Raw genomic sequence first — 13,721 nt, forward strand, 5'->3', positions numbered from 1 at the left:
TCCATTATGAAAAAAACCATTACTTGCTGGGCGCTCCTATTTATGGCTCCCCTTCTCCTTGCACAAGAAAGTCCATTTTATAAAAACTATTCCTGGGAAAAAATTCCTAAATTTTCAGTTCAGGTTCCGGACAGTACCTCTATTTTAGGGTTGAAGGATAAAATTATAACCGAATTTCTTTATGAAGGTGACAACTTTCTGGAATATTTCTTGGAACACAAAGCACTCTGGCTCAATAGTGATGATCGTATTGAGGAATATAACAAGATTTATTTACCGTATAGTAATACTTCTGAACTTCTTATTAGCAAGGCCCGCGTAATAAAACCAAATGGACAGATTATGGAACTTGACGATTCCAAAATCCTCACTGCGGAAGATGAGGAAACCCAAAGTGTCTATAAATTCTTCGCTTTTGAAGGTATCGAAAAAGGAAGCATTATTGAATACTATTATCTGATTAAGCGTGTTCCCGAATACTCAGGAAGACGACTTGTTTTTCAAACTTATTACGACAAGCAAGATGTCTCTTTTGATCTTTATTCTCCTTCCAACTTAATTTTTCAATTCAAAAGTTATAATAATCTACCGGAAATGGTGAGAGATACTCTTACGGAAAATAAATTACATTGGAAGATGCACGCGGATAAATTATCTGGATTAGAGAAGGAAGAACTATCTCCATACAATGCTTCTCGCGCATTTGTAGTTTATAAATTAGATCAGAATTTAGCCAATAACACTCGGGATATAACTTCGTATGGCAAGGTTTCCCAAAATTTATACAACTATTATTATACTAAAATTGATAAGAAGGTCCAGAAGAAGCTTAACAAATTTCTGGCGGAAGCTGGTGTAAAAGCAGATATGGAACAAAATAAATTGCTCAGAACCTTGGAATCGTATATTAAGACGAATGTTTTCATAAATGAGTCAAATAGTATGGGCAACGAACTAGAGAGTGTTCTCGATCAAAAAGTTGCTAGCTCAAAGGGATTAATGAGTCTGTATATCTCACTTTTCAACACCTTAGATATAAAACACGAAATGATATTGACCAGCGACCGTAAGGACCTTAAATTTGACAAGGAATTTGAGGCGCACAATTTTCTAAATGAATTTCTATTTTACTTTCCAAAGACCGGTAAATATATGGCACCCACCGATTCCGATTCCCGCTATGGTTTTCCTCCTGCTTTCTTAACAGACACCTACGGATTGCATATAAAGGAAGTGGCCGTTGGTGATTTTAAATCGGCAACTGGAAAAATTGAATACATAAATCCGGTTCCTGCGGAAGAAACCGTAGATAGAATGATAATCGATGTCAACTTTAACCATGACGATCTTACTAAAAACACGGTAAAACTCGACCACTCTATGTCCGGCTATTATGCATTGTATATCCAACCTTATATTCCACTTATTTCCGAAGAAAACAGAGATAAGCTTTTAGATGAATTTGCCAAAAGACTTGACGAAAATGCAGACATTAAGAGCAAGAAAATGCTGAATGATGATCCTGCGCTCTTTGGAGTAAAGCCCTTACAATTTAAAATCGATTTTGAATCGGAAGCCTTTGTTGAAAAAGCAGGAAACCGATATCTTTTTAAAGTTGGGAATCTTATTGGAAAGCAAATTCAGATGTACCAAGAAAATGAACGTAAGCTTCCGCTGGAAAACGAATATACCCGCATTTATAATCGCACAATAAACATTAATATTCCCAAAGGTTATCGGGTGGCAAACGCGGACGATATTAACATAGACCATTCCCTTTTGCAAGATGGAAAAAAAGTATTGCTGTTTAAATCCTCGTACGAGATGAACGGTAGCCAACTAACGATTACTGCTGATGAGTTTTATAAAATCAATAAAATTTCCCAAGAATTCTACGACGATTATCGAAGTGTGATAAATGGCGCCGCTGATTTTAATAAGGTCACCTTAGTGTTGGAACCTGAAAGTTAATCGGCTCATCAAAACTTCAGCTCAAAAGCAATTAAAGAAAGATTTCTTTTTATTCAAAGGAAATCTTTTTTGCTTTATCTGAATTTTACTTCAAAATAGTACCCTACTTTTAATACGAAGAAATATACTCGGCTAGCTCTCGCTTGGACTTGTCAAAATCAAAGGCATCGTAAACAATGAAATAATTTTTTTTATCGACGCAATACATATAGAGATCCTTTCCCATTTGCAGTTTGGCCTTTTCAAAAGTCAAAGTTCTTACCAATACATATATTTGTTCCGAAGTAAAATTGGTATTTCTTTAGCTTCTTGACTGTATATACCAGAGCTTAATAGAAATGTACATGTAGTAAAAATCAGTCTCATAGCGTTGGTTATTTTAAGTTGAAGTAATGAGATAGTCTATAAGTATGCAAAAAAAAACGATCAGGAAAAATCCTAATCGTTTTTTGAGGGTACTTCGACCTTAGTAGCGAGATCGGGACTTGAACCCGAGACCTCTGGGTTATGAATCCAGTGCTCTAACCAGCTGAGCTACCTCGCCATATTTGAATATAAGTTTGATTAAGGCTCAAACTAAACTTCCAGACACTATACCATCCCGATAACTATCGGGAGAGCTACCTCGCCATTTTTTAAAAAATTCTAAAAAATGCTTGTACTTAAGCGGGTGCAAAGATAAAAACAAAATGATGTGGCACAACAATTAGTTTTGTTTTTTTAATTTATTTCCTCTTTCTTATAAAACCTAAAACAAGTTTCTTCAAAACAATTTTCAGAGGATTTTGTCTCTCAAAAATCCCTAGCAATTCTTTCAGATTAAATAGATTTGTAACAAACACCTTTGCAAATGAAAATTCTTCATACTTCCGATTGGCACATCGGCAAGCAACTTCATAAATTCGATTTGGCCGAAGATCTCGATTATTTTTTTAAATGGCTGGTCGATTATATAAAGACCGAAAACATAGATATTCTGCTCGTCTCCGGTGATATTTTCGATCAGGCAAATCCGTCACAAGCTGCCTACAAACAGTATTATGATGTATTAAAACAGCTGATAAATCTGGATTGCAAAATTATTCTCACCGGTGGAAATCACGATTCGGCGTCGGTTTTGAATGCGCCGAAAGAATTACTTAAAACTTTTGATATTAGTGTTATTGGTGGAGCAACCGAGAAGACTTCAGAAATGTTTGTAGCCGTGGAAAAAAACGGAGAAAAAATTGTCGTTGCAGCGGTTCCATTTTTAAAAGACCGCGATATTAGAAAATCGGTTGCTGGTGAAAGCTATGCTACCAAAATAGAACAGATTAAAATGGGATTACAATCCTATTTTACGAATATCAATTCCCATTATACCCAAAATCATCCCGATCACGTTTTTGTACTTATGGCGCATTTATATGTTCAGGGAAGCCAATTATCAGAGAGTGAACGCGACATACAGATAGGAAACCAAGCGGGTATTGAAGCTCTAATATTTCAGGATATTCCACATTATATCGCTTTGGGACACATCCATAAACCTCAGGTTATTTCACAATCGCGCAATATCCATTACTGCGGTTCTCCCATTCCACTAAGTTTTTCTGAAAGAGAAGATTGTAAGCAAATTAATGTAATCACGATCCAGAATAATCAGGTTTACAATGTTGAAATAGTTCCCATTCCCAAATACCGGAATTTGGTAACTTTTGAAGGAAGTTTACAAGAGGTGAAGTATAAGTTGGAAAAATATTCCGAAGAAACTCCTTTAATTTCCCTCGCTGAAATAATCGTAAATGAAGAAGCAGAAAGTCTGGAAACCCGCCAAAATTTTGAGGAATATGTAAGCTCTAAACCCAATGAATTTATTGAGATTGTAAAATCCAGACTTTATTTTAAAAGCAAAATCCGCGGCGCTACGGATGCCTTTGCAGTTGGGACAGATGTGGCAGACGTAACCCCGATGCAAATGTTTGAAAAGAAACTTGAACTGCAAAGTGGCATGGAAAATACCCAGGAGTTAAAAAATGCCTTCAAGGAAATTTTAGAAGAATTGAAACTTTAACCTATGAAGATTACAAAAATACGTTTCGAAAACATCCATTCACTTAAAGGTGAGCATGAGATTGATTTCGCGGGTGGAATTCTGGGCGAAGCTGGATTATTTGCTATTACCGGCCCTACGGGATCGGGAAAATCTACGTTGCTCGATGTTATTACTCTTGCTATTTACAACCGAATCGCCAGAGTGGATAAGGCTATTTCCAACACGGTTCTTGAAGATGATGGCGGAATTATGACGCGGAATATGCGCACCTGTTATGCCGAAGTAGAATACCGAGTAAACGGAAAAGACTACCGCAGCCATTGGTCTATCGAACGAAATAGAAACAATAACTTAAATAGCAGAAAACAGGAACTCGTTGAAATAGCCACAGGATATATAATAGAATCCGGGACCAAAACTCCAGAAAAAAACGCTGAAATTATAGGTTTGAGCTATGAGCAATTTGTAAAAGCCATGGTTCTTTCGCAGGGAGAGTTTAGTAAACTATTACAAGCTCCAAGAAACGAACGCAATAAACTTCTGGAGGATATAACGGGCGCCCGGTCCTATCGTGAAATTGGGAGAGCGGTGTTCAGACGTTATTCTTCAATTAAAGATGAAGTTCGATTAAAAGAAGCGAATCTTGAAAGTATTGAAATTTTTACTCCCGAAATGATTAAGGAGAAGGAGGAAGAATTACAGAAATTAAAATCCTCGAAGCCAAGTATAGAAAAGGAATTTCAATTGTCATCAGAAAAAATAAACATTCGAAAAGAACTGGTCAAAAAACTGGAAGAGGAAAAGAGCCTAATAAAGAATCAAGAGATTTTAAAAGATCACGTTGACAGATTCAGAGAAAACAAAGCCAAGCTGGAGAAGCATGAAAAACTGTCCAAGTACATTAAAGATTTGCAGGAATATGACTCGTTTATAAAGGAAGTTGAAAAAAGCAATCAACAGCTAATTACTCTTAGAAAAAATAAGCAGACCGAGGAATCCAGTCAAAAAAGCTCTTTGGAATCAGCTTCCAATCTGATACAAGAGGAACTGATGGTCTCCAATGCCAATGAGCGATTAGAAACCTTTAGGACCAAAATCGTTGAACTTCAATCAAAAGAAAAAACCAAACAGAGTGAAGCAATTCTTTTTCAAAATCAAATCAAAGGTTATGGAAAAAACCTTGGTGCGCTCGGCTATCAATTGCATTCACGAGAGAAGCCTTCAGAATTTAAAGTTGAATTAAATAATCTTGAAAGTACAATTCAAGAAACTATACAAACTTCAGGGCTTAAAAACATAGCCGAATTAAGTTCAAAACTGGAATCCCTTCGGAAATCGAACGAAATTGCATTGGAATTGCTCAGCAAAAAGCAACAAATACTAAAACTTCAAAATGCTCTGATTTCAAACAAGAAAGATTTAGAACTTGGTGAAGAAAGTATTTCAAAAGATAGAGAAGCCATTCAATCTTTGGAAAAGGAAATTTTAAATTTGGATAAGGAAATAGCTGAACAGATAGCTTTAGTTGAACATCAACGGAAGCACCAAAGTCTGGAGGAACACCGAAAACAATTGAAGCCTGATGAGCCCTGCCCGCTTTGTGGATCTTTGGAGCATCCCTTTGCTTTTGAGAATCCTCATTTTGATGTAAGGGAAGAATTATTACGGGATAATCAAAAGTTACTGAAAACGAAATCAGCACTAATAATAGGATTGCAGCAGAAAGTAAAATTTCAGTCGGATTCGAATGTTCGATTAACCGAAGAAATTAAATTGCAATCTTCGGAATTTAGGCAAATTGAAAATTCATTAAATCTTTTAGCCCAACAATTATCCTGGAATCCCACGGACGGATTGGAGGTACTACAAACGAATCGCATCAAATTAAACAAAAATATAGAACTGCTAGAAAAATCGAAACTCGCATTTCAGGCAAAACTGATTTTAGAAGATATTAAAAAAAGTTTAGGTCAATGGGAGGACGCTTTAACCGACTTTCAAAACTTAAAAAACCAGCGTTTAAAACTCTATGCTGGAAACAATATCGATTCGGAAGTAGGTAATTTAACCACGAAACTTACCCAATCTGTTGCCCGTATTTCAGGATTTGAAACACAATTGCTCGAAACAACCGCTCAATTGAAAGCATGTGAAACGGAAAAACACAAGAAAAAAGAAACGCTGGATTTTATTGTTTCAAATGAAAGATTAGAAAGCATCGACCAATTAAGATTCCATATTCTTGATGAAGAGACCGCAGGCGCATTTAGAAGAAAGGATGCACAATTAAAGGATGGCGCCGCGCGGCTTTCGGAAACTGAGAAAACCTTAAAGGAGACATTAAAGGAACTGCGTTTAAAGGACGACGCTCAAGTTTCCTTGGAAGATTTAACTGAAACCTTTGAGTTGGCAAAAATCAAATGGGATGAACTTTCCATAAACATAGGAAGGATTACGGAAAGCCTTGATAAAGATGCGAAAACTCGGGAAAGACAAGAGAACTTCCTAAAACAATTAAATGCTCTAAAAAAAGATCAAACCCTTTGGAAAACTATGAACGATCTAATTGGGGATGCCAACGGAAATAAGTTTTCAAATTTCGTTCAAGATTTAACTCTCGAGCAACTTATCGGTTTTGCCAACAAACGTTTAATGGAGTTTAGCGATCGTTATATTCTCGACATTCCAACAGCTGAGGAAGCAGACAAAAGCGATACATTGAAAATTTTTGATAAATATATGGGAAATGCGCGGCGTTCAGTACGCACTCTCTCGGGAGGGGAAACGTTTTTGGTAAGCCTGGCAATGGCCTTTGCTCTTTCGGATATTGCTTCACGAAACGTAAAAATAGAATCCCTGTTTATCGATGAAGGATTTGGAACCTTGGATCCGGAGACCTTGGACCAGGCTATTACTATTCTCGAAAAAATGCAGAATGAGGGTGATAAATCGGTAGGGGTAATTTCGCACGTGGGCGCCTTAAAAGAAAGGATTACCACTCAAATCAAATTGGAAAAAGGAAGTTTGGGATATTCCACGATTGCTATTATACAGTAAAAAAAGGAAGCCGAGCCGACTTCCTTTTAGTATAAAGTATTGTTTGGATTATTCCATTTGATGTTTCATCAAAATAGCTTGTAATCTTTGCTGCAACGCCTGATCTTGTTGGATTACCGTAGCAAGTTCTTGAAAACGCTCAAAAGTCATTCCCTTTGATTCGATTCCTGCTTTTGCTTTTTGTTCCAATTGTGGTTGCAATTTTTCCATTTTGGCAACGGCCGCATCATGCATTTTCATTTCTTCAGGAGTTGCATCATTCGTCTGGTTTGGATCCATAGAGGCTTGTTGAATTTCCCCAAAGCGCTCAATTTTCAAACCTTCACCCTCGATGATAGAGATCATTTCCTGTTGTGCCTCCTGATTCTGCATTTGCACGTTAATATAGGCATCGGCAAATTTGTTCAATTCGCTATCGCTGATGTCCTTATCCTGAGCAAATACGCCAGCAGAACCTAAAACAGCAACGAATAAAAACAAACTTTTAATCTTTAATGACTTAAACATAATTGAATATTAAAATTTATAATTAGTTTTTAGAGACCTTCAGAATATTGAACTCCAAGCATTTAAATTTACCGAGTATTCCAATTTCGAATCTCTTTCGCCAAAACTAAGACTATGGAAATTCCTGACCAATAAAATTAGAAACCTTAACTATTAATTATAATTTACTTATGAAAAGCTGAGACATCATTTCACTTCTAACTCTCGGTGAATAGCACCACCAATACATTATTTGATTTTCGTATTAATAATGCTTGGTTTCTGATTTCCTTTATTTTTGATTTCTTCCAACCCTCTCAAGCTACATTGCTTCCTGTTTCACCAAATCCCGGCCCAGACCGAAGTGTATTTTCACCTTTCAATTCGATTTCATTTTTGATTTCGATTTCAATTTCCCCGCTGTATTGTTATATTGCGGACTATTCCTAAAAACTATCTTATGAAATTATTGCGCCTGCTATTTATTTTTTTATCCGTTCCTCTTTTTGCCCAGCAGGGAGGTATGTGGATCCCCTCGCTTCTTGAGGGAATGAACGAAACTGAAATGAAAAATCTTGGCATGAAAATGTCCGCCCAGGATATTTATGACATAAATAAATCAAGTCTCAAAGACGCTATTGTTCATTTCAATGGTGGGTGTACCAGTGAGATGATAAGCAACAAAGGACTTTTGCTTACCAATCATCATTGCGGGTATTCCCAGATCCAAAAACACTCAACTTTAGAGAATGATTATTTGGAAAACGGTTTTTGGGCGAAAAGTTTAAAAGAGGAATTACCCAATCCCGGGGTAACCGCTACGTTTATCATCAAAATTGAAGACGTTACTGACAAGATATTGGCTGGAGTGAATCCAGAAATGGAAGAAGCTGAAAGACAGAAAATTGTAGAAGCCAATATTGCCTCTACTGTCCAAAATTCACCTAAGGAAAAATACCAGGAAAATAGAGTACGTACTTTCTATGAAGGCAATCAGTATATGCTTTTTGTAGTTGAAACCTTTAAAGATATCCGTTTAGTTGGAGCTCCGCCATCTTCAATTGGCAAGTTTGGCAGCGATACGGACAACTGGGTTTGGCCACGACATACGGGCGATTTTTCCCTATTCAGAATTTATGCAGATAAAGACAATCGTCCAGCAGAATATTCCGAAGATAATGTTCCTTATACCCCAAAGCATTTCCTTCCTATCTCCCTCGATGGAGTTGCAGAAAATGATTTCACCTTGGTCTTTGGATTTCCAGGTTCTACAGATGAATATCTTCCTTCAATAGCAATCGACCAGGTAATAAACACAATTAATCCTGCCAGAATAGCAATTCGCGACGAGGCATTGGCGATTGTAGATAAATACATGCGGGCGGATCCACAGATTAAAATTCAATATGCTTCAAAATTTGCCAGCATTGCCAATTATTGGAAAAAATGGAGGGGTGAAACAACCGGTTTGAAGAAATCGGATGCCGTAGGAATCAAGAAAGAACAGGAAAGACAACTTACACAGGAAATTAAGAAGAAAGGCAAGACTTCAGAATATGGTGATCTACTTCCCCAGTTTGAAACCTATTACACCCAAATTGAACCCTACAAACTTGCGCGCGAGTATTTTACGGAAACGGTTTTAAGAAATGTGGAATTACTTAGAACCGCTTTTCAGGCATACCAGTTGAAAAATTCCTTTGAACAGCGAGGGGAACAGTCTTTTGATGATAGAAGGGACAACTTCCTTAATTCGGCGAGAGTAAAGTACAAAGATTATAACACCCAAGTGGACAAGGAGGTTTTTGAAGCATTGATAGCGCTTTATGCTAAAAAAGTCCCCGCACAATTTCTTCCAGATTCATTTAAAAATCTAAATGTGCAAACCCTTACGGAAAATGTTTATAGCAATTCGGCTTTTGTAGATTATGATAAACTGAAAAATTTAATGGAGGGCGACGCGGAAACGGTAATTAAAAATTTAGAAAAAGATCCCGGATTTCAAATAACCAAGGAATTGGCAGATGCTTATTTCAATAAAGTAGCGCCAGATTATGAGGCGTTGGATTTAAAAATAAAAGGACTTGAAAGAGATTATATGAAAGCTATGATGGAACTCAGTCCCAAAGATGCAAGAATCTTCCCAAATGCCAATAGTACGCTAAGAGTAACCTACGGACAAGTAAAAGGTTATTCTCCCGCCGATGCCATTTATTACGAACCGGTAACGCACCTAGAAGGAGTTATGGAAAAATATGTGCCAGGAGATTATGAGTTCGATGTGCCGCAAAAACTGATTGATCTATATAACAAAAAAGACTACGGGCAATATGCCGAGGATGGTAAAATTGCAGTAAATTTTATTGGAACAAATCACACCACAGGTGGAAACTCAGGAAGTCCAGCTATTGATGCCCACGGTAACTTGATCGGTCTAAACTTTGACCGCGTTTGGGAAGGAACGATGAGCGATTATTATTACGATCCTTCCTTATCCAGAAATATTATGGTAGATATTCGCTATGTACTTTTTATAATGGATAAATATGCCGGAGCGACCAATTTGATTGACGAATTGAAACTTGTCCATCCAAAAAAGGAGAAGTCGAAGAAGAAGAAAAAATAGTTTTTAGTTGATAGAGGGCAGTTGGTAGTCGGTAGAAACTAGGACCGCGAATTCACGAATGAATTTATAAACCTCACAGGTCTTCCTCCTACGCTAAAAAAGCTTCGGCGGACAAGTTGAGACCTGTGAGATTTTTTTGCTTTTAGCTTTTAGAAGACTATTCCAATTAAAAAACCACGACTTCACGAATGTATAAAACATTATTCGTGAAGTCGTGGTTCATTTTTTTCCAGGGACTGAAAAGGAGATTATATAACATCCCCAAAAAGATGTTCTCGTTCCCGAGCGGAGCCGAGGGACTACTTTAATCCTCTTGCTTTCAACAAAGGTCCAATCTTAGGATCTGCTCCTCGCCAAGCTTTGTACATTTTTTCAAGGTCCTGGGTGTTCCCACGAGAAAGTACCATATCCCGGAAACGTTGTCCATTTTCGCGAGTCATTCCACCATTTTCTTCAAACCAGTTATAGGCGTCGTGGTCCAGCATTTCTGTCCATAGGTAGGAATAATATCCAGCAGCATAGCCGCCTGCAAAAATATGCGCAAAGTAAGTAGATCGGTAACGCGGTGGTACAGCGTGTACAACATCCAATTTTGTTTTATGAAGCGCTTCTTTTTCAAAAGCATCCACATCATCAATCTTTTTTGTACTTGGAATTGTGTGCCACTGCATATCCAAATTGGATGAAGCCAAGTTTTCGGTAATACTATAGCCCTGATTAAAAGTGCCGGATTTTTTGATTTTTGAAATCAGCTCCTGGGGAATTTGCTCTCCAGTTTCATAATGAACTGCATAGTTTTTCAATACCTCTGGATAAAGTGCCCAATTCTCATTAAACTGTGAAGGGAACTCCACAAAATCACGAGCTACGGAAGTTCCAGAGAGTGAAGGATATTGTTGATCGGCGAAAAATCCGTGAAGGGCATGGCCAAATTCATGGAACATAGTTGTCACTTCATCAAAAGTTAATAAAGCAGGATTACCGTCTGAAGGCTTTGGGAAATTACACACGTTGTAAATTACAGGCTTCTTATTGTAAAGTTTAGATTGGGTAACAAAATTGGACATCCACGCTCCTCCCCTTTTGCTGGGTCTAGCAAAGAAATCGGCATAAAAGAGCCCGAGCTGGTCGCCATTTTCCTCAAAAAGTTCGTACACCAAAACATCATCTTGATAAACAGGAATATCTGTTCTTTCTTTAAAAGTAATTCCATATAACTGGGTGGCTGCGAAGAACACCCCTTTTTCAAGAACGGTTTTTAATTCGAAATAAGGTTTGATCTGTTCTTCATCGAGATCGTATTTTTCTTTTCGAACCATTTCGGCATAATAGTTCCAATCCCAAGGCTCTAAGGTAAAATCCTCTCCTTGTGCTTTGATCATTTTTTGGATCTCATCAGACTCTGCCTGAGCCTTCGCAGTTCCCGCGGGAATTAGACCTTCAAAGAATTTATTAACATGCGCTGGCGTCTTTGCCATTGTTTTTTGAAGGCTCCAAGCTGCATAATTATCAAATCCAAGCAACTTGGCTTTCTGGGCGCGCAACTCGACAATTTCCTTTACCAGATCTCTAGTATCATTTGCCCCTCCATCTGCCCTCATCCAAGCGGCCTTAAAAAGTTTTTCTCGGCTTGCTCTGTTATCCATGGATTGCAACAACGGTTGTTGCGTGGTATTCTGCAGAGGAATTGTCCATCCCTTACCATCTTCGTTTGCCCTGGATTTTAGAACATCTTCAGAAACTCCTGCTAGCTCTTCTTTATCATTGAAAGTAACTGCACCGGCATTATTTGCTGCCAAAAGTGTTTTTCCAAATTTGGTGGTAAGTGTCGCTAGCCTTCCGTTGTAATCAGATAAAGTCTTTTTATCTTCTGCGGAAAGATTTGCTCCAGCAATTTCAAAATCTTCGTAATAATTCTCAAGAAGCTTTAATGATTCTGGATCAAGGTTTAAGGATTCTCTCTTATTATACAGAGTTTTAAAACGCTGAAATAATTTATCGTTAAGATAAATTGCATCCTGTTGGGCGGCAAATTTTGGAGCCATCCTGTCATCAATAGCTTGGAGAGCATCATTTGTATTGGCAGAACCCAGTGCCCCAAAAATTTGGGAAGACCTATCAAGTAGTTCCCCACTCTTTTCTAATGCAACAACAGTGTTTTCAAAAGTAGGTTCTTCGGGGTTGCTGGTTATTTCATCTATTGCCTTTTTCTGCTGTGCTATTCCTTCGAGCATTGCCGGCTCAAAATCCTCATCCTTTATTTTGGAAAAATCGGGAGCGTAATAGGGCAAAGTACTTTCTACGAGAAGTGGATTGCTTCTTTCACTCATATTGTCATCATCGTTTAATTTGGTTTCTTTCGAATTGTTGCAGGCTGAAATTAAAACAGCCAGCATTAAAAAAGGGATTGCTTTTCTCATGTTGATTTGGTTTTAAAAAAAGAAATGTAAATATACGGATTTAGAAGGTGATTGGTAGAATAGACCAAAAATCAAGATACTTGGATTGATGGATAGATTTTCCCAGTTTTTAATTGATACTATGTTTTAAAGAATATTGTTCAACCGACGCTATTGTATAGAAATAGTAAGGCAAAAAGAGGATCAAAACCAATAGCGTCATAAATAATCATGCCTTTACTCGCAGAACTTCTCGACTGCGCTCGAAATGACCCTTTAATTCATTAAAAATCAATATTTATTGTCAGGTCGAGCGCATTTGGTAGCTATCGGATCGAGACCTTTTTATAGTAAATAATAGATGTTATTTTTAAAGTAAAACTTTTATAGATCTCTACAAAATTAAACCAATCCCTTTCAAAAAAACTCCCTATACTGCATGACTCTAAAATCAATTACATTAAAATCCGGGTTTTCAGCTTTCATTTTTTTGTAGAGCTCCATGCTTCCAACTGCTCTATTCGCTGAGCCAGAGGGAGCGATTAAAGAAACGGTCTTAATCAATCTTTCGGAGTTGGGTAAGTGAAAAGAATGTATCCTTGGTGGTTTGCTGGAAATTACTTTCATTTTAATATCATAATCCTTTAAATTTTTTCTGAAGAAATACTCTGGACCGTTTTTGCTATTTCCGCCTGTAAATAATAGCGTATCGATTTTTGGATGTTTTTGAAGCACTTTAATTAAATCCCGAAGTTTTACATGTTTCATTCCTATATCCGTCGCATCTATCTTTTCACGCTTTGCCGATGCCACCATATCGCAAATTCCGATTCCTCTGGTAATAAGAAAATGTTCTCGTTGGGCTATGGCTTCCGCAGTAGTTTCAAATTTCAGGTTAAGATCAAAGATCTTATCCAAAATGACCCATAACTGCCCGTCGCCACTCCCATAACAGAAATCAACATCTTTTTCCTTTAATTCCCCAGTAGTAAAACGGGGCGGCGGGAGGGTGCCTACAATGAGCTTTGTTGCAGTCTTGGGAATGTAAGGGGAATATGGGTGGATGTGGTGAAACAAAATGATTTTAGATTTACGATTTTAAAATTGATGATTTTTGATTTTGGTTTCGTTAATCCCCTGAATCCGG

8 protein-coding genes and 1 tRNA gene are annotated in these 13,721 nt (G+C 37.5%); 4 read left to right on the forward strand and 5 right to left on the reverse strand.

Annotated features, from left to right (window positions below; all coding sequences use genetic code 11):
* Positions 1-6: 6 nt before the first annotated feature.
* A complete protein-coding gene (locus tag EI546_RS06910) occupies positions 7-1,971 on the forward strand; it encodes a DUF3857 domain-containing protein (RefSeq protein WP_128249861.1) in 1,965 nt (654 codons plus the stop codon).
* 109 nt (positions 1,972-2,080) lie between these two features.
* Here the strand turns inward: EI546_RS06910 and EI546_RS16725 are convergent, their stop codons facing one another.
* Together EI546_RS16725 and EI546_RS06920 are read right to left on the reverse strand one after the other, a co-directional pair.
* A complete protein-coding gene (locus tag EI546_RS16725) occupies positions 2,081-2,236 on the reverse strand; it encodes a DUF4476 domain-containing protein (RefSeq protein ID WP_164905196.1) in 156 nt (51 codons plus the stop codon).
* Between the two features lie 205 nt (positions 2,237-2,441).
* Positions 2,442-2,515, reverse strand: a tRNA-Met gene (locus tag EI546_RS06920).
* Positions 2,516-2,821: 306 nt separating this feature from the next.
* On the opposite strand from EI546_RS06920, the gene EI546_RS06925 reads away from it, so the two are divergent.
* Positions 2,822-4,024, forward strand: coding sequence for an exonuclease SbcCD subunit D (locus tag EI546_RS06925; protein ID WP_128249862.1), 1,203 nt, complete (start codon positions 2,822-2,824; stop codon positions 4,022-4,024).
* Between the two features lie 3 nt (positions 4,025-4,027).
* Positions 4,028-7,063 (forward strand): AAA family ATPase, encoded by a 3,036-nt coding sequence (locus EI546_RS06930; RefSeq protein ID WP_128249863.1) that lies wholly within the window; start codon positions 4,028-4,030, stop codon positions 7,061-7,063.
* Between the two features lie 48 nt (positions 7,064-7,111).
* On the opposite strand, the gene EI546_RS06935 is transcribed toward EI546_RS06930, so the two are convergent.
* Positions 7,112-7,570, reverse strand: coding sequence for a DUF4168 domain-containing protein (locus EI546_RS06935; RefSeq protein ID WP_128249864.1), 459 nt, complete (start codon positions 7,568-7,570; stop codon positions 7,112-7,114).
* 439 nt (positions 7,571-8,009) lie between these two features.
* Between EI546_RS06935 and EI546_RS06940 the strand changes: the two genes are divergently transcribed.
* The gene (locus EI546_RS06940) at positions 8,010-10,175 is read left to right on the forward strand and encodes a S46 family peptidase (RefSeq protein WP_128249865.1); all 2,166 of its coding nucleotides are present in this window, start codon (positions 8,010-8,012) and stop codon (positions 10,173-10,175) included.
* A 299-nt stretch (positions 10,176-10,474) separates the two neighbouring features.
* Here the strand turns inward: EI546_RS06940 and EI546_RS06945 are convergent, their stop codons facing one another.
* Both EI546_RS06945 and EI546_RS06950 read right to left on the reverse strand, forming a co-directional pair.
* Positions 10,475-12,595 (reverse strand): M3 family metallopeptidase, encoded by a 2,121-nt coding sequence (locus tag EI546_RS06945; RefSeq protein ID WP_128249866.1) that lies wholly within the window; start codon positions 12,593-12,595, stop codon positions 10,475-10,477.
* 396 nt (positions 12,596-12,991) lie between these two features.
* A complete protein-coding gene (locus tag EI546_RS06950) occupies positions 12,992-13,651 on the reverse strand; it encodes a uracil-DNA glycosylase family protein (protein ID WP_128249867.1) in 660 nt (219 codons plus the stop codon).
* Positions 13,652-13,721: the final 70 nt, after the last annotated feature.

The organism is Aequorivita sp. H23M31 (assembly GCF_004022485.1).
GTDB classification, from domain to species: domain Bacteria; phylum Bacteroidota; class Bacteroidia; order Flavobacteriales; family Flavobacteriaceae; genus Aequorivita; species Aequorivita ciconiae.